The following is a 19,353-nucleotide window of genomic DNA, read 5'->3' on the forward strand; positions in this document are numbered from 1 at the left end:
AAGCCGGTCGGACGATCCTGTTCCGGCTGTCGTACTACTACTGAGTGGAGGTGAGTCAGGTGGAGAGCATGTTCACGTTCGTCACGCCATGGCTCGCCTCTGCCTGCCCGAGTGCCGCCGTCGTCGCTGCCGCCCAGACGAAGCAGACGAAACTGCGGCGTGGCGTGGCCGCCTTCGCGCAGGTCGGCGCCGTCCAGACGAGGACTGCCGCCGAGCTTCGCTCGGCCACCTTCGGCATGGCGCGGCATGAGATCGATGCATATCAGGTCGCCCTGGTGGACCGACCGATGCGCGACGAGCAGTTCGACCGCACCGCTGACGGCGGGGCGCCGGGTCCGTTGTACGCCTGGAGAGAACCAGTCACGAGATGACCGGTCTCCTTCTCCGGGCCGCGGATCCGACCAGGATCCGCGGCCTTCTTGTTTTGTCGGCCACGATTCCACCCCGCTCACGAGGACAACCAGACCAAACCATTCAAAGAGGTGACGCAGATGGCGGCCCCGGTCATGGACCTGATCGAAGCCGAAATCCCCTGTCGTACCGACCCCGACCTGTGGTTCGCCGAGTCTCCGGACGACGTGGAGTTCGCCAAGGCGCTCTGCGGCGGCTGCCCGATCCGGCAGGCCTGCCTGGCCCGCGCGCTGGAGCGCGAGGAGCCGTGGGGCGTCTGGGGCGGCGAGCTCATCCTCCGGGGGGTCATCGTCCCCCGGAAGCGCCCGCGGGGGCGTCCGCGCAAGACGCCCGTCGCCGCCTGACCGAGACGCGCGAGACGCGCGAGACACACGGAAACGTAAGAAATCCAAGGAAGGATCCAGTCAGATGACCATCTCCCCGAACGCCTCGATGTATCTCTACCAGGAACTGGTAGATGAGCGAATACGCACCCTTCACCGTGAGGCGGAGGCAGCGCGGCTGGCCGGCCGGGTCCTGAGCGTGCGGCGGGCACGCCGGCAGATCGAGCGTGCCTCGAAGCGACTCAGCCACGCGCTGGCACGCCTGTAGGGAACTCTGGGGAAAGGCCCGGGCACGCGATCAGTGCCCGGGCCTTTCCGGGCCGGGTTCGTCGGCGAAACCGGGCACCCATCGGACGACCTCGTCGCGGAACCTGGCGGTGGTGCCGAGCTGGCACAGCACACCCACGCCCGCCGCGTGAACACGATGGATCAGCACGTAGGACGGGGGTAGGTTGAGCTGGCGCACGATGTTGTTCGGCCGGAGATCGGCGACGGCCGCCGCCTGCCGGCGCAGCCACTCCCGGCTGAAGGTGAACTCCTCGACCCGGGTGGGCTCGACGTAGGGCGCGAGGAACGCGCGGAGGGCATCAACATCCACCTCGATGTGCGGGCGGATGAACCCTTCCTCGCGAAGGCCCCGGACGACGGTCTCCATATCGCCCTGGTTGAAGATCCGGGTGAGCGTGCCGAAGGCGCGGGGGTAACCGTCGGGCAGCCGGCTGACCGCCCCGAAGTCGAGCACTCCCAGGCGCCCGTCATCCATCACCCGGAAGTTGCCCGGATGAGGGTCGGCGTGGAGCATGCCCACCCGGGATGGCGAGCAGAAGAGGAACCGGACGAGACGCAGGCCGGCCAGGTCGCGCTCCGCCTTGCTCCCACTCTCGATGATCTTTGATAGTGGCGTTCCGGTCAGCCACTCGGTCACCAGGACCTGCTCGTTGGCCGCGATCACGTCCGGCACGAAGAAGTCCGGGTCGTCCCTGAACTCCTGGGCGAACGCGTGCTGTGCCTCGGCCTCCCGCAGGTAGTCGAGCTCTTCGGCGACCCGATCCTTCAACTCCCCGAGAACCGGTTTGATGTCCAGACCGGGCAGCAGCACCGAGAAGAGCTTGCCCAGACGTGCGAGCTGGTTGAAGTCGGAGATCAGGGCCTTGCCCGCACCGGGGTACTGGATCTTCACGGCGACAGGGCGGCCGTCGTGCCAGACCGCTCGGTGCACCTGTCCGATGGACGCCGCAGCCGACGGGTTGTCGTCGAACTCCCTGAAGTTGTCCCGCCAGTCGTCGCCCAACTGTTCGGCGAGGACCCGGTGAACGGTCGCCGCCGGCAGCGGCGGCGCCGCGTCCTGGAGCCGGGTGAGCGTCGCCCGGTACGGCCCGGCGATCTCGGATGGCAGTGCGGCTTCGAAGATGGACAGCGCCTGGCCGAGCTTCATGGCTCCGCCCTTGAGCTCACCCAGAACCTTGAAGATCTGGTCGGCGGTACGTCGCTGGATTTCGTGGGCCACGAGCTCCGCCGACGCGCCGCCGAGTCGCCTGCCCAGTCCCAGTGCGGTACGGCCGGCGAACCCGAGCGGGAGCGTGGCGAGCTTGGCCGAGCGGGCCACGGCACGGTGGGGGAGGTCACTCACGCGACCATTCTTAGCGACGATATGGGGTTTCGACTACATCCACAGTCGGGATGCGGCTCCCAGGAGCGGCGACGCCAACGCCCGTCGGGCAAAACATGCAGTGTGCCATTGGTCACATCCTCAGCCATGTCCGCGCCGTCGAGGTAGCGGAGCGCGTACCCCGCGGCCTGCGCCGCGACCAGCGAAGACAACACCCCGTCGCATGCGATCTCCCCTGGAGGGTGGCCGCCGATCCGCGCGGTGACCAACGGCCAGGACGGGTCCCTGTCCCTGCGGGTGAGATCGAGGCAGCCGAGGCAGAGCGGGCGGCCAGGGACCACGAGCGGGCCGACTGACCCGTGGCCCTCGAACGCGGTGGCCGGCAGGTGCGTGATCCCCTCCGCCGTGAGTTCGCGGACGAGCAGCGGATCGAGGGGGCCGACGGGGGCGAGGACCACCAGGTCGGGGTGGGGCGCCCGGTCGGCTGGCCGGGACGCGGCACGGCCGGGCCACGCGTTGACGTCCGGCGCGATCCGCATGGCGACCGCGACGGCGCCGTCCTCGCGTGGCATGCCGATCTCCTGCCGCCCGAGCCCGCCGGGCGCGACGTCCTGGGGCCGTGCCGTACCGGGATCGACCACGCAGATGTGCCCGACGCCCGCGGCGGCGAGAAGGCTGGTCACCTGTGCGCCGACCCGGCCGGCGCCGTAGATCCGGACCCGGGCCGCGCGCCTGCGCGTCAGCGCGCCCATGCCGCCGTCGGCCGAGGTGAGGGCGAGCCTGTCCAGTTCGGGGCGTAGCCGGTCCCGTTCGGCCCGGTCCAGGTTGGCGAGCGGCCCGGGAGGGACCGCCGCGTCCTCGATCAGGCCGTGTGCGGCGAGCATCCCGACGAGTTCGCGAGTGGCGTCCTCACCCAGATCGCTCTCCGCCACGATCTGTTCCAGCGTCCTGCTGCCGTCGAGGCGGTCGATCAGCCGCCGGACGGCGGGCTCCACTTCGGCCAGCATGATCGCGTGGGATGGATGGACGCCGAACTGCAGGGTGCGGTCGTCCCGCTCGACTCGGCGCAGCACCGGCTTCAGACGAGGTCTCATAGCCGACAGACCTTGTCACACGCCGGGAGTGCGTGCGCCGGTTCAGGCGAGGCTGTGGATAATTACCGGGTGTTGGTGGCCGGTAAATGCCAGATCCGGCGGGACATTCGCGCCCGCAAGGTCATGTTCGCCCGATTGACCAGGGAAAACGTGGCATACCCCCTGTGGAAATCCCCGCGTGTCGGCTACCTTTCATATGTGCCCCCCGAGACAGTCGAGGTTCGTCGGAGCACGCGACGGCGACGAACCGTTTCCGCGTACCGCGATGGCGACAAGACCATCGTGCTGCTTCCGGCCGGTCTGAGCACGACCGACGAAGAGCAGTGGGTGCGCCGCATGCTCGACCGGCTCGCCGCCAAGGAGCAGCGAAGACGGCCGAGCGACGACGATCTGCTCGACCGCGCGCTGGAACTGTCGGCGCGTTACCTGGACGGCAAGGCACTCCCCTCGAGCGTGCGCTGGGTCGAGAACCAGCACCACCGTTGGGGCTCCTGCACTCCGGATCATGGCACAATCCGGATCTCGGCGCGGCTTCGCGGAATGCCCGCGTGGGTCGTAGATTACGTGATCATGCATGAGCTCGTCCATCTGCTCGTCCCCAGCCACGGCCCGCGATTCTGGGCGCTCGTCGAGCGCTATCCCCGCGCGGAACGCGCCAGGGGCTTCCTGGAGGGGTTCTCGATGGCGTCCAACGGCTCTCTGGAGGAGTGTTGACGCAGGCATCGGCAAGGGTCGCGGCGGTGCTGGTCACCGCCGCGATGGCGGACGCCGCGCCGCCCGGGGTCGACCCCGCCGAATTCCTCATGGCCATGGCCGAGGACACCTACGAGATGGCCGCCGGGCTCGAACTGGTCCGGCCCGTGATCCTGTCGGTCGGTGTTCCAGGGCTGGAGGAGATCGCGTGGCCGGGCACACCGGTGATCTCGATCGCCTCGGCCGCCGAGGCCTTCGCCGCCCTGCCGTACGGCACCGAAGGCGTGGTGATCAGCGGTGACGCGCCGGACCTGCCGCCGCTGCTCGTGGGCAAGCTGCTGCGCGAACTGGGCCGTGCCCACCTCGCCGTCTGCCCGGCCGACGGCGGGGGAGCGGTCGCCGTCGCCGCGCGTCTGCCGCTGCCCGGGTGGGCTGACGTGGACCTCGACGAGCCGTACGACGAGCCGGACCTCGTCGTACGGCTGCGCCGCCGGGCGCCCGGCCCGCGCATGGTCGCCACCACCCCCGGATGGCACCGTCTCAGAAGGCCGACCGACGTCGCCAGGCTCGACCCGGGACTGGAAGGCTGGGACAGCACCCGGGCCCTGCTCTCGGCGACCGGACCCCGATCAAGGTAGGCGCAGCTCGGTGAAGAGCGCTCGGTGATCGCTGCCCGGCACGTCGTGCGTGCTGGTGCGCACAGCGGACGCTCGCTCGTCGAAGAGCACGTGATCGATCGTGATCAGCGGCGGGTGCCGCTGGTCGGCCGGCCAGGTCGTGCGCAGGCCGTTTCCGGTCGCGTCGGCCGCGTCCACATACCCGCGGCCGATGACCGCACGCAGGGCGGCGTGGTCGAGCGTGGCGTTGAAGTCGCCCGCCAGAATGCGGATCGTGGCCGAGGACGAGGCGACGGACGGGAGCGCGGAGAAGTCCGCCAGCCAGCCCGCGATGTTGTGGTGCACCGGGGCGAGCGTGTGGACGTCGACGACCTCGACGGTCCGCCCACCGGGCAGCGTGAGGGCGGCCCTCGGCATGTTGTGCCCGCCGGCCGGCGCGAAGTCCGGAAGCCTCGTGAGCGGGTGGCGTGAGTAGATGCCGCTGCCGGAGGAACCCGCCGCGTCCTCCAGGTGACGGTACGGCAGGCGCGCGCCCAGCCCGGCCGCGTCCAGGGCCTGGACCGCCTCCGGGGTGAGCTCCTGGACGTTCAGGATGTCGGCTCGCAGCCGCCGCACCAGATCGACCACCGTGCGCGCGTCGCCCTGCCCGTAGAAGAGATTGGCGGTGAGGATCCGCAGCGTCGGACCCGTCGCGGTGGGGGCCGAGGGCAGTGCCCGCGGCAGCACGATGATCGCCATGAGGGCGCAGGTCGCCAGAGCCGCGCTCATCGCCGCACGACTGCGGGAGGCCGCCGCGACCAAGAGCGCGAACAGAGACCCCGCGGCCACGTACGGAGTCCCGCTGATGAGCTGGAACATCAGCATGCCACGCTCGAGGCCGGCCAACCGGATCACCGCCCAGGCGGCGAACGGCACGATCACGATCCACGCGAGCGGCACCGGCAACCGCATGCGCCGTCGCTGAACGGTCCTGATCTCACCGCCGACGTCCACCTTGGTCATGACGCCGACACTAATCAGTGAGCGTGCGGGAGCGGGTGAGGCCGACGTGCGTTTCCGGTGCGGAAGTGAACGTGTCGCCTGCGGCCGGGCCGCCTGTCCGGCCGGCTCAGGCCGTACCTGTGCGAGTGAGCAGCAGGTCCCGCGCCCGGCGGGCCAGCCGCCTGGTGGCCTCGTCGCTCAGCTCGGGGATCTCTTCCACGGGGAACCAGCGCAGGTCCAGCGACTCGTCACTGATCATGGCCTCGGCTCCCGGCGGGGCCACCGCGCCGTACTCGACGTCGAGGTGCCAGCTGTGCGGCGGATGGCACCAGACCTTGTGCCTGTCGAGCGCGAGCGGGCCGTTCAGCAGGGTGAGACCGGCGATGCCGGACTCCTCGGTCGCCTCGCGGAGGGCGGCCAGTGCCAGCGAGCCGTCGGAGAACTCGCAGTGGCCGCCCATGGGCAGCCACATCCCTGCCTTGGGATGCAGGGTGAGCAGCACCTCGCGACCGTTGTGAGACAGCACGGCGGTGGTCGCCGTCAAATGGCCGGGCACGCACTCCCGCCACATCGCGTCGTCGTGGGTGTCCAGATGGGCCAGGAACTCCCGGCGGAGCGTCTCCTCCTCGGGAGTCGGGGCGGTCCATCCGGACAGTACGGCTCGCGCGTCACGGTGCAGGCTCACCGCGACAGCCTACCGGCCGCCCCCCTGCCCGCCGGTCTGGTCGTCCGTACCAGGGCCGGGCTCGTCGAGCGCGGACAGGTCGAAGGCGCTCTCACCCTTGACGAACGACTCCGGCGCGTCGAGATCGTCGGCGGTCGGCATCAGATCGGGGTGGTTCCACACCGCGTCCCGGCCGTCGATCCCACGATGGTCCCCCAGGGCCTTCCACAGCGCGGCCGCCTCGCGCAGCCGCCGCGGCCGCAGCTCCAGCCCGACCAGTGTGGCGAAGGTCCGCTCAGCGGGCCCGCCGGTCGCGCGGCGGCGTCGTACGGTCTCGCCGAGCGCGGCCGCCGACGGCAGCTTGCTCGCGGCGGCGGCGTCGACCACCGTCGCCACCCAGCCTTCGACCAGTGCGAGCGCGGTCTCCAGGCGGCCGAGCGCGGCCTTCTGCCGCTCGGTCTCCTCCGGCTTGAGCAGCTCGCCGCCGCCCAGTACCTCCTGGATGCGAGCCGGGTCGCTGATGTCCAGCCCCTGCAGCTTCTCCTCCAGGGCGGAGACGTCCACGGTGATGCCCCTGGCGTACTCCTCGACGGCCCCGAGCAGGTGCGCACGCAGCCACGGGACGTGCTGGAACAGCCGGTGGTAGGCCGCTTCACGCAGCGCCAGATAGAGCCTGATCTCGTCGGAGGGGACCTCCAGGCCCTGGCTGAACGCCGCGATCCCGCCGGGCAGCAGCGCGGCCGTGTCCGACAGCGGCAGGCCGACGTCGGACGAGCCGATCACCTCGCGGGCGAGCGTGCCGATGCCCTGGCCGATCTGCTGGCCGACCATCATGCCGCCCATCTGCCTGAGCATGCCGATCAGCGGGCCGGCCATCGCCTCCGCCTCGGGTGGCAGCCCGGCCGCGCCGAGCGTCCCGCCCATCGTCTGCACCATCTGCGCGGCGATCGGGTCGCACAGCTGCTTCCAGACCGGAATGGTCTTCTCGATCCACTCAGAACGACTCCAGGCCTGGGGGGCGGTCACGCCGCTCGGCAGCGTGGTCACCTCGTTCAGCCACAGGTCGGCCAGATTGAGGGCCTCGACGATCTCGCGCCGCTCGCCCTCCATGACGCTCGGGTCGCCCTCGGCGACCACCGCGTGCCGTGCGATGTTCTTCGCCATGTCCCAGTTGACGGGTCCGGCTTCCGGCGAGGCCGAGGCGGACAGCATGTCCGCGAACTGCCGCATGGCAGCGGCGATCTGCTCCGGGTTGCCGAACATGGCGAACGGGTTATCGTTTGGGTCGTTTTCGCGACCTGGCAGGTCAGTCACCGCGCCACCTCGTGCAGGATGGAGGAGTCCACAACCGCCACGTTATCCGCCGGGAGGCGGATCAGTGCAAAGCGAGGACCTCGTGCCTACCTTGAAACGCCTTCGTCAACCCGTCGTCGCCGTCACCGGCGCCGCGTCCGGAATCGGCAGGGCGTTCCTCGCAAGAGTGGCCTCGTCTGCGGATTTCCGTCGCGTGGTGGCCATCGACGATCAACGAGGCGACGTCCCGGACGTCACCTGGCGGGTTCTGGACATCCGTGATCCGCTCTTGGCGAACCGGATATCCGATGTGGACGTCCTGGTCCATCTGGGCACCGACGAGACGATGGACGCCGAGCCCGCGGAGCGACGGCGCTACAACCTCCGAGCCGCGCAGACGGTGCTCACCGCCTGCGCGGCGGCGAGGGTCCGCCGGGTCGTGCTGGTCACGAGCGCGATGGTGTACGGCGCCGCCCCGGACAACCCGGTGCCGCTCGAGGAGGACGCCCCGGTGACGGCGGAGTCCGACACGGGGGTGATCGGAGACCATCTGGAGATCGAGGCGCTGGTTCGCCGCTCGCTGCGCTCACATCCCGGCCTGGAGGTGACCGTGCTACGGCCCGCCGCCCTGGTCGGGCCCGGCGTCGACACGGTCGTCACCCGCCACTTCGAGGCGCCGCGGCTGCTCGTCGTCAAGGGCTGCCTGCCGCGCTGGCAGTTCTGCCACGTCGAGGATCTGGTGTCCGCACTGGAGGCGGCCGCTCTGGGCAGGGTCTCCGGCGTGGTGGCGGTCGGCTCGGACGGCTGGCTGGAGATGGACCAGGTGGAGGAGATCTCGGGCCTGCGGCGGTTCGAGTTGCCCGCCGGGCTGACTTTCGGGACCGCGCAGCGGCTGCACCGGCTCGGCATCACCCCGGCTCCCGCCGCGGACCTGCATTATGTGGTCTATCCGTGGGTGGTGGACTGCGCGGCGTTGCGCGCGGCCGGATGGAAGCCGGCCTGGGCCAACGAGGATGCCCTGCGCGAACTGCTGGAGCTGTCGGAGGGCAGGCACGCGGTGGTGGGCCGCCGCCTGTCGGGCAAGGAGGCCACGATCACCGCGGCCGGCGCGACCGTCGCCGTGATCGGCACCGCCGCCATCGTGCGCGCCGCCCGCCGCAAGCGGCGTACGTGATCATATGCGCCGGCCGGGCCGCACCGTACTAATCTCAAGGGATGGGCGTTATCCGATTGCTGGGAATCCGTGACTCCGCGCTGTCCGTGGACGAGGTCCTCAACTCGGTGGGAGACCACGCGGCGGGCGGCACGGCCGTGTTCGTCGGCACTGTGCGCGAACAGGACCAGGGCAGGCCCGTGACGTCGCTGTCCTACTCCGCCCATCCCTCCGCCGAGCAGGAGCTCCGCCGGGTCGCCGAGAAGGTGGTGGCCGACTTCCCGGTGACCGCGCTGGCGGCCGTGCACCGTGTGGGCGACCTGCGGCTGGGCGACATCGCGGTGGTCGTGGCAGCGGCCTGCCCCCATCGGGCGGAGGCGTTCGAGGCATGCCGCCGGTTGATCGACGATCTGAAACACGAGGTGCCGATCTGGAAACACCAGGTCTTCGCGGACGGGGATGCCGAGTGGGTGGGCGCCTGCGATTAGCGCGCCACGAGACGCATAGAGTTCGTCCATGTCCCGACGCGCCCTGACTCTGATGGTCGCGGGCTTCCTCACCCTCCTGCTCGCGATCATCGGCGCCATGTTGCCGGTGCCGTACGTCGCGCTGAGCCCGGGTCCCACGGAGAACACCATCGGGGACGTCAACGGCAAGCCGGTGATCAGCATCTCGGGTCACCAGACGTATCCGACCGAGGGCAAGTTGAGCCTCGTCACCGTCGCCTACCAGGGGGGGCCGGGTAACCGGCTGGACCTGGTGACCGCGCTGCGCGGCTGGCTCGACCCGGCCGTCGCCGTGGTGCCGGAGGAGACGCTGTTCCCGAGGAGGACCACGGCCAAGCAGGTCGAGGAGCAGAACACCCAGGAGATGACCGACTCCCAGGAGACGGCCACGGTCGCCGCGCTGAACGCCCTCAAGATCCCTGTGGAGAAGGTCGTCGTGGTGGTCCAGACGGACAAGGGGGCGCCGGCCGAGGGCAGGCTCAAGGCCGGTGACGAGATCATCGCCATCGACGGCGTCACGACGGCCGGCCTCGACTCGGTCGGGGCGGCCGTGCGACGGCACAAGCCGGGCGAGCAGGTCGAGTTCACCGTCAAGCGTGGAGACGCCGAGACCGACGTGCTCGTTCCCACGGTCGAGGACAAGGAGGGCAAGGCCGTGGTCGGCGTCCGCATGAAGGCGGACTACAAGGTCCCCTTCAAGGTCGACATCAGCGTGGGGCAGGTCGGCGGGCCGAGCGCGGGGCTGATGTTCTCGCTGGGCATCTACGACAAGCTGACCCCCGGCGCGCTCACCGGAGGGAAGAACGTCGCGGGCACCGGGACGATCGACCCCGAGGGCAAGGTGGGGGCCATCGGCGGGATCGAGCAGAAGATGGTGGGCGCGAAGAACGCCGGCGCCACGGTCTTCCTCACCCCGGCGGGCAACTGCGCCGACGCCGTACGGGCCGTGCCTCCCGGCCTGCGCCTCGTGAAGGTCGAGACCCTGCGAGACGCGATAGGCGCGATGGACGCCCTGCGCGCGGGCAGGCAGGACCTACCTGCCTGCCCGGCGTAGGCCGTGTCCCGGCCCGCCGCGTGCGGGCGGTAGTTTTCCACAGGCCGGGGACGCTCGGAGCGCGACCGGCCGTATCGCAGTGTAGGTTTTCCAAGCACGGACCGTTGCTCTGAGACAAGGGGTGGGCGTTGAGCTTCCGGAGCCCCGGAGCGGGACGGGCGATGCGCTTGCCCCGTCGGCCGCGACTTCTCGTTCCTGTCACGATCGCCGTCGCGGCGATCGTGGTATTACTTCTGATCTTCGCTTCCATATACACCGACTACCTCTGGTACGACTCGGTGGACTTCTCGTCGGTGTTCTCCACACTGCTCGTGACGCAGATCGTGCTGTTCGTCGTGGGCTCGGTGCTGATGGTGGGGATCGTCGGCGGAAACATGGTGCTGGCGCACCGCACACGGCCGATGTTCGGGCCGGGGATGTTCGGCACCCCGCAGGGGGCCGACCGCTACCGGATGTCGCTCGACCCCCATCGGCGGCTGGTCTTCCTGATCGGCATGGGGATCCTGACGCTGTTCACCGGGTCCTCGGTCGCCGGGCAGTGGAAGACCTGGCTGCTGTTCGTCAACGGGACGCCGTTCGGGAAGAAGGACCCGCAGTTCCAACTCGACGTCTCGTTCTTCATGTTCACCTATCCGTTCCTGCGGATGGTGCTGAACTTCCTGTTCCTGGCCGTCGTTCTGTCGATCATCGCTGCCGCGGTCGTGCACTACCTCTACGGCGGCTTCCGGATCCAGTCTCCGGGCGGCGTGCACGCGACCCGGGCGGCCCGCGCCCACCTGTCGGTGCTGCTCGGCGTGTTCGTGCTGCTCAAGGCCGTCGCCTACTGGCTCGACCGGTACGGACTGGTGTTCTCCGAGCGGGGTTTCGTGGGCGGCGCCTCCTACACGGATGTCAACGCGGTGCTGCCGGCCAAGGGCATCCTCGCCGTCATCTCCCTCATCTGCGCGGTCATCTTCTTCGCCGGCGTGATCCGGCCCGGGGGCATGTTCCCCGGTGTCGCATTCGGACTCCTCGTCCTGTCGGCGGTCCTGATCGGCGGCGTCTACCCCGCCCTCGTCGAGCAGTTCCAGGTCAAGCCCAACCAGCAGGGCAAGGAGGAGCAGTACATCGCGCGTAACATCACCGGGACGCGCGAAGCCTACGGGGTGAGCGACACAGCGATCACAACCTACGACGCGAAGGGCGAACCGCAGCAGGCCGAGGCGGCCAAGGACCAGACCGTCTCGGGCGTGCGACTCCTCGATCCCACTCTGGTGGCCAAGACCTTCCAGCAGAAGCAGCGGCTCAAGGGCTTCTACGACTTCACCGATCCGGTGGACGTCGACCGTTACAAGGGGCCGGACGGCATGGTGAGCGACCACCTGGTCGCCGTCCGCGAGCTGACGGGTCCCCCCGCCGAGCTGGACAACTGGATCAACCGGCACCTCATCTACACCCACGGCTACGGTTTCGTCGCCGCCCCCGGCAACAAGGTCACCTCCGACGGCCTGCCCGACTTCGACGCCAAGGACATGCCCGTCGGCGGAGACCTGGCGAATTCCACCGGGCTCAAGGAGCCCCGCATCTACTTCGGCGAGCGCGGTACCGACTACGTCATCGCCGGTGGCTCCACGGAAAAGCCCCTCGAGTTCGACTACCCGGAGAACGAGGGCACCGGCCAGGTGAACACCAGCTACACCGGCAAGGGCGGCGTCCCGCTCGACTCGTTCTTCAACCGCCTGCTCTACGCGATGAAGTACGGCGAGATCAACGTGCTGCTGTCCAGTGACGTCAACGAGCAGTCGCGCATCCTGTACGAACGGAACCCGGCCGACCGGGTGGCGAAGGTCGCGCCCTTCCTGACCCTCGACTCCGACCCGTACCCCGCGATCGTCGACGGACGGGTCGTGTGGATCATCGATGGGTACACGACGGCCAACGAGTACCCGTACTCCCAGAGTGAGAGCTGGGGCGACATGATCCGGGATGCCGCGACCGATCCGCATGCGATCGTTCCCCAGCCGCGCGACCAGATCAACTACATCCGCAACTCGGTGAAGGCGACGGTGGACGCCTACGACGGGACCGTCACCCTCTACGGATGGGACCCGACGGACCCGCTGCTGAAGGCGTGGGAGAAGTCGTTCCCCGGGCTCATCCAGCCGAAGGACAAGATGAGCGCCGAGCTCCTGGAGCACGTGCGCTACCCCGAGGACATGTTCAAGGTGCAGCGCCACATCCTGTCGCGCTACCACATCACCGACGCGCGCTCCTTCTACAGCGGGCAGGACTTCTGGAACGTCCCGAAGGACCCGTCCACCGACGACAAGGCGGACATCAAGCAGCCGCCTTACTACCTTTCGGTCAAGATGCCGGGCGCGCAGTCCGCGTCGTTCTCGCTGACCACCACGTTCGTGCCCAAGCAGGGGCCCAACCTCGCCGCGTTCATGGCGGTCGACGCCACACCGGGAGAGGGATACGGGAAGCTGCAGATCCTCCGCATGACGGCCAACACGACGATCTCCAGTCCCGGCCAGGTGCAGAACACCTTCGCCAACCGGTTCGCCGGCGAGCTCAACCTGCTGGGTCTGGGCAAGGCACAGATCCGGTACGGCAACCTGCTGACGCTTCCGTTCGCGGGAGGCCTCGTCTACGTGGAGCCGGTGTACGTCCAGGCACCCGCGGGGTCGGGACAGGAGCCGTATCCGATCCTCGCCCGGGTGCTGGTGATGTACGGCGACAAGGTGGGCTCTGGCGACAACCTGGGCAAGGCGCTGGAGCAGATCTTCACTGCTGAGGCCCCGGCGAACCAGGTCCCACCCGGGCAGCAACCCGAGCAGAAGCCTGAGCAGCAGCCTGAGCAGCAGCGGACGCCGACCGACAGCGCCGCCCTGAGCGGGCTCGTCGAGCGGGCGCAGCAGGCGTACGCCGACGCGCAGAAGGCGCTTTCGGCCGACCCGCCGAACTGGGGGGACTACGGCAAGGCCCAGCAGGCGCTCAAGGAAGCGCTGGACGAGCTGAACCGGATGCAGGTCAGCCTGCCTCCGGCCTCGCCCACCGCCACCGCGGAGCCGTCATCGAGTGCGAGCCCGAGCGTGAGCTCCAGCCCGGTGCCCACCGGATGACCGCAGGGGCTGTCTGAGCGGAACCCCGCGCCGCACGGCGCGGGGTTCCGGTTTTCCCGCAACGTGTTTGCCTTGTGTCCGGATCCCGGTTACTCTGTAGGTGTCGACGCGGGGTGGAGCAGTTCGGTAGCTCGCTGGGCTCATAACCCAGAGGTCGCAGGTTCAAATCCTGTCCCCGCTACTTTGGAAGGCCCCGACCTCCGGTGATCTGGAGGAACCGGGGCCTTCGCTATCGCTGGAAGCCGTCTCCCGGGAAACCGATTTGGCGTTCGGGCGCGGCGGCGGTAGTATGGAGATACAAGAAAACGACGCGGGGTGGAGCAGTTCGGTAGCTCGCTGGGCTCATAACCCAGAGGTCGCAGGTTCAAATCCTGTCCCCGCTACCAAGTGAAAGGCCCGGAGGGTTTCCCTCCGGGCCTTTCGTCTGCCCGCACCCGCATCATTTCAGCGTGCCCCCCGCCGGGCCGTTGGGCTGATGAAGGGCCGGCGGTCCGGCGAGAGAAAGGAACCCCCCTCACATGCGCTGGCACAAGCGTCTGCTCGCGGCGGGAGCCGTGGCCACCCTGACCCTCACCGCCACGGCGTGCGGCGGCGGCAAGATCCGTGGCGGGGCCGACGGCTCTGAAGGCTCCACGCAGCCGGGCACGTCCCAGAACGGCCAGAATCCCTCGAGTGCGGCGGACGCCACGTTCGTCTACGTCCCCAACCTCGACGTCGTCACCGACTGGGACCCGGCGAGCTCGTACTCCAACGAGATCCTCGCGATGCAGAACATCTACGAGTCGCTGACCCGCTACAACCCACAGACGAAGCAGGCCGAGCCGCGGCTGGCGACGTCGTGGACGTCCTCGGACGACGGCACGAAGTGGACGTTCACGCTGCGTCAGGGGGCCACGTTCCACACCGGCAAACCCGTCGACGCGGCCGCCGCGAAGGCCGCCATCGAACGCACGATGGAGATGGAGGCGGGTGCGGCCTACATCTGGGACGCGGTCAAGAAGATCGAGGTGGAGGATTCCTCGACGCTGAAGTTCACGCTCAAGTACCCCACGGCTCTCGACCTGGTGGCCTCGGCCGGTTACGCCTCGTACGTCTACGACACCACGGCCGCGGGCTCGGGAGACCTCAAGACGTGGTTCGGTGAGGGTCATGACGCGGGCTCGGGCCCGTACACGATCGACACCTGGGAGAAGGGCAAGGAGACCGAGCTCACGCTGAAGGCGTTCGACGACTATTGGGGCGGCTGGGACGGGCCGCGCTACAAGAAGATCGCATACCGGGTCACGCCCGAGCTCACCACTGCCTGGCAGCTACTGCGGGGTGGCGAGGTGACGTTCGTGGAGCGACTCAACCCGCAGTTGTTCGCCGAGGCCGGCGGCACGCCCACGGTGCAGGCGGCCCAGACGCCGTCGTTCCAGAACCTGCTGACGCTGTTCAACACGCACAGCGGCCCGTTGAAGGACGTACGGCTGCGCCAGGCGCTGCAGAAGGCGATCGACTACGACGGGGTGGTGGCGGCGCTGAAAGGTGCGGGCGCCCCGGCGGCGGGCCTGGTACCCGAGGGCCTGCTCGGCTACGACGCCGGCCAGACGCCGAAGCAGGACCTCGCCGGCGCCGAGGCGCTGCTCAAGGAGGCGGGGTACGGCCCCGGCGGCAAGAAGCTCGAGCTGACCCTCACCTACGCCCAGGGCGACAGCGACCAGGAGGTGCTGGTGACGCTGCTGTCTTCCACCCTCGACACGCTGAACGTGAAGCTGTCGGCCAAGCCGCTGCAGTGGACCACCCAGTGGGACCAGGCCAAGGCGAAGGACCCCGCCAAGCGCCAGGACATCCTCGTCATGTACTGGTGGCCCGACTACGCCGACGCCTTCTCGTGGTTCGTCAACATCTTCCGCAGTGAGGACCCGATCTCGTTCAACCTCTCCTATCTCAGGGACGACGCGATCGACAAGCGGATCGACGAGCTGCCCCAGTTGACGGCGACCGACAGGGACGCGGCTGAGAAGACGTACGCCGAACTGCAGAGAAAGATCATTAACGAGCGGGCGGCCGTGTCCGTGCCGTACGTGATGAACTACCAGCGGGCTTTCGCCACGTCGGTCCAAGGATATGTGGACAACCCCGCCTACCCGAATGTCGTGTTCGTCCACGACCTCAAGCCCGGCGCCTGAGGCATGTCGCGGTACCTGATCCGCCGGCTCGGCCAGGCCGCCCTGGTCGTGGCCGGCGTGGTCACCCTCACCTTCGTGATCATGCGGCTGGTTCCCGGCGACCCGGCCGTCGCCTACATGGGGCCGAGGGCGTCGCCGGCCGAGTTGGCCGCGGCGCGGCAGCGGTTCGGGCTGGACGACCCGCTGCCGGTGCAGCTGTGGAACTACGTCCGCGACCTGGTCACCGGTGACTGGGGCGTCAGCCTGCACACCAGGCGGCCGGTGCGCGACGACCTGTTCCTGGCGTTCCCGGCCTCGCTCGAACTGGTGGCGGCGGCGCTGGTCATCGCGGTGGCGGCCGGGATCCCGCTGGGTGTCGCCGCCGCCCGCCACAAGGGACGGCTGCCCGACCTGTCGATCCGGCTCTCGTCGATGCTGGCCGTGTCGGTGCCGGTGTTCTGGATGGCCCTCGCCCTGCAGACGATCTTCAGTAGTGGCCTCGGCTGGTTCCCGATCGCCGGAGAGTATGACACGAGCCTCGACCAGACCAGCCCCTTGCGCGTCTACACGAACATCACCGCCGTTGACGCCCTGTTCACCGGCAACTGGCCGATCCTCACCAGCACCCTGCACCATCTCGTGCTGCCCGCACTGGTCCTCGCGGCCTACCCGGCGGGTGTGATCGCCCAGATGACCCGGGCCGCGCTCATCGAGGAATCGGCCCGCGACCATGCCCGGATGGAACGCGCCCTCGGATTCGGGGAGACCGCCGTGCTGACCCGTTTCGCCCTGCGCCCGGCGCTGAACCCGGTGCTCTCGCTGATCGCGCTCGTCTTCGCCTACTCGATCGTGAACGGATTCCTCGTGGAGGCCGTGTTCAACTGGCCGGGGCTCGGCCGGTACGCCGCCGACTCGATCCGCACCCTCGACACCCCGTCGATCGCCGGGGTCACGCTGCTCGTGGCGGCGCTCTACGTCATGGCCAACCTCGCCGTCGACCTGATGCAGGGTGTGATCGACCCGAGAGTGAGGGCCCGATGACCGCGCCGGTCGTCCCCGGCGCCTCGGGCGCCGCCACGCCCGCGTTGCGCCGTACGCCGCTGAGATGGCTCGTGGGTGTGGACCGGCTGGCCGTGGCCGGGGCGGCGCTGCTGGCGCTCATCGTGCTCGCCGCGCTCCTCGCCCCGTGGATCGCCCCCTATCCCGAGGACGGCGCTTCGGCCACCCATCCGCTGGAGGCCCTGCTGCCGCCGAGCGCCGAGCACTGGTTCGGCACCGACCAGGTCGGCCGGGACGTGCTCAGCCGGGTCCTGTACGGCGCCCGCACCTCGCTGCTGATCGCCGTCGCGGTGCTGGCGATCTCGGGCGGGACGGGCGTTGCGCTGGGTGTCGTCGCGGGTTACGCCGGAGGCTGGGTCCGTGATGTGATCATGCGGGTGACCGACGTGTTTCTCGCGTTCCCCGCGCTGCTGCTCTCGCTCGCGCTGGCCGTGGTCCTCCAGCCGAGCGTGACGACCGTGATCGTCGCCATCGCGGTCACCTGGTGGCCGTGGTATGCGAGGCTCACGGCCTCGGTCGCCGCTTCGGTCGCGACCCGGGCGTTCGTCGACTCGGCGCGCTGCCTCGGCGTGCCCGCCCCGCTGATCGTCTTCCGGCACGTGCTGCCGAACTCGCTGACGCCGGTGCTGGTCCAGCTCTCCCTCGACGGGGGCGGGGTGATCCTCACCGCGGCCGCCCTGTCGTACCTGGGGCTGGGCGCGCACGAGCCGACCTCCGAGTGGGGCCTCATGGTGCAGCAGGGACAGTCGCTGTTCACCACGAACTGGTGGGTGGTGACGTTCCCCGGACTCGCCATCCTGATCACGGCGTTCGCGTTCAACGTCCTGGGCGAGGGGCTGAGAGCGAGGCTGACCCGATGAGCCGTGCCGAAGAGAGCCCGATCGTGAACGGCACGTTGATCAGGATCAGGGACCTCGCGGTCCGGATCGGCGACCGCGTGATCGCCTCCGTCCCCGAGCTCGAGGTCGGGCCCGGCGAGTGTGTGGCGATCGTCGGCGAGAGCGGCTCGGGCAAGACGACGACGCTGCTCGCCGCGCTCGGCCTCGTCGGTGACGTCAGCGACCTCGGCGTCCGACGTGTCGATATTTCCGGCGAAATCACTGTCTGTGGAGTGGACGTGATGGCGGCCGGCCCCGCCGAGCTGCGCGGCATCCGCGGTTCGCGGGCCGCCCTCGTCATGCAGAGCCCCCAGGCCGCTCTCAACCCCACCATGCGGCTCGGCACGCTGATGCGCCGCGCGCTCGCCCGGCACGGCGTCAAAGGCGCGGCCGCGCGGTCCCGGGCCGAGGAAGCCGTCAAGGCGGTGCTGCTCGACCCGGTGATCATGCGGCGCTACCCGCATCAGGTGTCCGGCGGGCAGGCCCAGCGGTTCGCCATCGCGCTCGCCCTCGCCCTCGGGGCCGAGATCGTGCTGGCGGACGAGCCGACCAGCGCGCTCGACGTCACCGTGCAGGCCGAGGTGGTCGCGGTGCTGCGGCGACTGCGCGACGAGCGCGGCCTGGCCGTACTGCTCGTCTCCCACGACCTCGCCCTGGTCTCCACGATCGCCGACCGGGTGCTGGTGATGCGGGACGGCGCCGTCGTGGAGAGCGGCCCAGCGGCGGAGCTGTTCGACCGGCCGTGCGACGCCTACACCCGGGAGCTGGTCGCCGCGGTGCCCGCGCTCCCGAGTCGCGAGGAGGAGAGATGAGCGTGCTCAGCGCGGACGCGGTGACCCTCGCGTACGGCGCGGCACCGGTGGTCCACGAGGTGAGCCTGGCCGTGGACGAGGGCGGTGTCGGGCTGATCGGCGAGAGCGGATCGGGGAAGACCACGCTGGCCCGGGCCCTGCTCGGCCTGCTGCGCCCCCGCTCGGGCACGATCAGGTACGGCTCCCGCGACCTGGCCGCGCTCGACCGGAGCGGACGCGCGGAGTTCCGCCGAGCCGTGCAGCCGGTCTTCCAGGCCGAGGCCCTCGATCCCCGCATGACCGCGGCGGCGTCGATCGGGGAGGCACTGACCACCCATCACCGCATGAGCCGTGCCGACCGGCGGGCGCGGGTGGCCGAACTGCTCGACGGCGTCGGCCTCGACCCGGCGCTCGCCGCTCGCCGGCCGCATCAGATGTCCGGCGGTCAGCGGCAGCGCGTCGCCATCGCCCGGGCCCTCGCCGTCGAACCGCGGCTGCTGGTCCTGGACGAGCCGACGAGCGCACTCGACGTCACCGTGCAGGCCAGGATCCTCGACCTGCTGGAGGGCCTGGCCGGTGGGCGGGGTCTGGGCTACCTGCTGATCACGCACAACCTCGGGGTCGTCGGCCGGCTGTGCCGTACGTCGCATGTGCTGTTCGGCGGGCGGGTGGTCGAGTCGGGACCGACCCGGGACCTGCTGGTCCACCCCGCCCATCCGTACACGCTGGCGCTGCGCGACGCCGTACCCCGGCTCGGCGGCGAGCCCCCGCGGGCGAGCGGCCGGACCGAGGCGGCGCCCGCCGCGACCGGCTGCCCGTTCCGGCTGCGCTGCCCGCTGGCGGTGGACCGCTGCCGGGACGAGGCGCCGGAGGCTCGCGAGGCGGCCGGGCGCCGGGTCGCCTGTCACCGGGCCGAGGACGTGCTGGAGCGAGAACTCGATGCGTCACGCTGGCGCGGCCGAACGTGACATCC

19 protein-coding genes and 2 tRNA genes are annotated in these 19,353 nt (G+C 69.8%); 16 read left to right on the plus strand and 5 right to left on the minus strand.

Features of this window, described 5'->3' with window-relative positions; genetic code table 11:
* The first annotated feature begins 59 nt into the window (after positions 1-59).
* From ACFHYQ_RS28465 to ACFHYQ_RS28475, 3 genes are all read left to right on the plus strand, one after another.
* Positions 60-371, plus strand: a complete 312-nt coding sequence (locus tag ACFHYQ_RS28465) for a hypothetical protein (RefSeq protein ID WP_394304231.1) — start codon at positions 60-62, stop codon at positions 369-371.
* A 120-nt stretch (positions 372-491) separates the two neighbouring features.
* Positions 492-755 carry a WhiB family transcriptional regulator gene (locus tag ACFHYQ_RS28470; RefSeq protein WP_204018708.1) on the plus strand — a complete coding sequence of 88 codons (264 nt, stop codon included), beginning with the start codon at positions 492-494 and terminating at the stop codon, positions 753-755.
* A 64-nt stretch (positions 756-819) separates the two neighbouring features.
* Positions 820-1,002, plus strand: a complete 183-nt coding sequence (locus tag ACFHYQ_RS28475) for a hypothetical protein (protein ID WP_394304232.1) — start codon at positions 820-822, stop codon at positions 1,000-1,002.
* Positions 1,003-1,032: 30 nt separating this feature from the next.
* On the opposite strand, the gene ACFHYQ_RS28480 is transcribed toward ACFHYQ_RS28475, so the two are convergent.
* Together ACFHYQ_RS28480 and ACFHYQ_RS28485 are read right to left on the minus strand one after the other, a co-directional pair.
* Positions 1,033-2,364 (minus strand): ABC1 kinase family protein, encoded by a 1,332-nt coding sequence (locus tag ACFHYQ_RS28480; RefSeq protein ID WP_394304233.1) that lies wholly within the window; start codon positions 2,362-2,364, stop codon positions 1,033-1,035.
* Positions 2,361-3,437 carry a ThiF family adenylyltransferase gene (locus tag ACFHYQ_RS28485; RefSeq protein ID WP_394304234.1) on the minus strand — a complete coding sequence of 359 codons (1,077 nt, stop codon included), beginning with the start codon at positions 3,435-3,437 and terminating at the stop codon, positions 2,361-2,363. Before ACFHYQ_RS28485 ends, ACFHYQ_RS28480 begins: the two co-directional genes overlap by 4 nt.
* Before the next feature lie 198 nt (positions 3,438-3,635).
* Here ACFHYQ_RS28485 and ACFHYQ_RS28490 point away from each other — a divergent pair, with 198 nt between their 5' ends.
* Positions 3,636-4,151 (plus strand): M48 metallopeptidase family protein, encoded by a 516-nt coding sequence (locus tag ACFHYQ_RS28490; RefSeq protein ID WP_394304235.1) that lies wholly within the window; start codon positions 3,636-3,638, stop codon positions 4,149-4,151.
* Entirely contained in the window at positions 4,148-4,768 is a 621-nt protein-coding gene (locus tag ACFHYQ_RS28495) for a hypothetical protein (RefSeq protein WP_394304236.1), read from the plus strand. The genes ACFHYQ_RS28490 and ACFHYQ_RS28495 overlap by 4 nt, the downstream gene beginning before the upstream one ends.
* On the opposite strand, the gene ACFHYQ_RS28500 is transcribed toward ACFHYQ_RS28495, so the two are convergent.
* The 3 genes from ACFHYQ_RS28500 to ACFHYQ_RS28510 all read right to left on the minus strand — a co-directional run bounded on the left by ACFHYQ_RS28500 (position 4,760) and on the right by ACFHYQ_RS28510 (position 7,655).
* Complete coding sequence (locus ACFHYQ_RS28500; RefSeq protein WP_394304237.1) at positions 4,760-5,749, minus strand: endonuclease/exonuclease/phosphatase family protein; 990 nt, start codon at positions 5,747-5,749, stop codon at positions 4,760-4,762. The genes ACFHYQ_RS28495 and ACFHYQ_RS28500 overlap by 9 nt on opposite strands.
* 106 nt (positions 5,750-5,855) lie before the next feature.
* The gene (locus tag ACFHYQ_RS28505; RefSeq protein WP_394304238.1) at positions 5,856-6,413 is read right to left on the minus strand and encodes an NUDIX hydrolase; all 558 of its coding nucleotides are present in this window, start codon (positions 6,411-6,413) and stop codon (positions 5,856-5,858) included.
* Between the two features lie 9 nt (positions 6,414-6,422).
* Positions 6,423-7,655, minus strand: a complete 1,233-nt coding sequence (locus ACFHYQ_RS28510) for a zinc-dependent metalloprotease (protein WP_394304239.1) — start codon at positions 7,653-7,655, stop codon at positions 6,423-6,425.
* 133 nt (positions 7,656-7,788) lie between these two features.
* Here ACFHYQ_RS28510 and ACFHYQ_RS28515 point away from each other — a divergent pair, with 133 nt between their 5' ends.
* From ACFHYQ_RS28515 to ACFHYQ_RS28565, 11 genes are all read left to right on the plus strand, one after another.
* On the plus strand, positions 7,789-8,859 hold the full coding sequence (locus tag ACFHYQ_RS28515) for an NAD-dependent epimerase/dehydratase family protein (protein ID WP_394304240.1): 1,071 nt from the start codon (positions 7,789-7,791) through the stop codon (positions 8,857-8,859).
* Positions 8,860-8,900: 41 nt separating this feature from the next.
* A complete protein-coding gene (locus tag ACFHYQ_RS28520; protein WP_394304241.1) occupies positions 8,901-9,326 on the plus strand; it encodes a molybdenum cofactor biosynthesis protein MoaE in 426 nt (141 codons plus the stop codon).
* Between the two features lie 28 nt (positions 9,327-9,354).
* Positions 9,355-10,398: a YlbL family protein gene (locus ACFHYQ_RS28525; protein WP_394304242.1), complete on the plus strand. Its 1,044-nt coding sequence runs from the start codon at positions 9,355-9,357 to the stop codon at positions 10,396-10,398.
* 161 nt (positions 10,399-10,559) lie between these two features.
* A complete protein-coding gene (locus ACFHYQ_RS28530; RefSeq protein ID WP_394304243.1) occupies positions 10,560-13,502 on the plus strand; it encodes a UPF0182 family membrane protein in 2,943 nt (980 codons plus the stop codon).
* Between the two features lie 107 nt (positions 13,503-13,609).
* A tRNA-Met gene (locus tag ACFHYQ_RS28535) sits at positions 13,610-13,683 on the plus strand.
* A gap of 128 nt (positions 13,684-13,811) precedes the next feature.
* A tRNA-Met gene (locus ACFHYQ_RS28540) sits at positions 13,812-13,888 on the plus strand.
* A 132-nt stretch (positions 13,889-14,020) separates the two neighbouring features.
* Positions 14,021-15,673 (plus strand): ABC transporter substrate-binding protein, encoded by a 1,653-nt coding sequence (locus tag ACFHYQ_RS28545; protein ID WP_394304244.1) that lies wholly within the window; start codon positions 14,021-14,023, stop codon positions 15,671-15,673.
* Positions 15,674-15,676: 3 nt separating this feature from the next.
* Positions 15,677-16,693, plus strand: a complete 1,017-nt coding sequence (locus tag ACFHYQ_RS28550) for an ABC transporter permease (RefSeq protein WP_394304245.1) — start codon at positions 15,677-15,679, stop codon at positions 16,691-16,693.
* A complete protein-coding gene (locus ACFHYQ_RS28555; RefSeq protein ID WP_394304246.1) occupies positions 16,690-17,571 on the plus strand; it encodes an ABC transporter permease in 882 nt (293 codons plus the stop codon). Before ACFHYQ_RS28550 ends, ACFHYQ_RS28555 begins: the two co-directional genes overlap by 4 nt.
* Positions 17,568-18,401 (plus strand): ATP-binding cassette domain-containing protein, encoded by an 834-nt coding sequence (locus ACFHYQ_RS28560; protein ID WP_394304247.1) that lies wholly within the window; start codon positions 17,568-17,570, stop codon positions 18,399-18,401. The genes ACFHYQ_RS28555 and ACFHYQ_RS28560 overlap by 4 nt, the downstream gene beginning before the upstream one ends.
* Positions 18,398-19,348 carry an ABC transporter ATP-binding protein gene (locus ACFHYQ_RS28565; RefSeq protein ID WP_394304248.1) on the plus strand — a complete coding sequence of 317 codons (951 nt, stop codon included), beginning with the start codon at positions 18,398-18,400 and terminating at the stop codon, positions 19,346-19,348. Before ACFHYQ_RS28560 ends, ACFHYQ_RS28565 begins: the two co-directional genes overlap by 4 nt.
* Positions 19,349-19,353: the final 5 nt, after the last annotated feature.

Origin of the sequence: Sphaerimonospora cavernae (assembly GCF_042435035.1) — a bacterium.
GTDB lineage: Bacteria > Actinomycetota > Actinomycetes > Streptosporangiales > Streptosporangiaceae > Sphaerimonospora > Sphaerimonospora cavernae.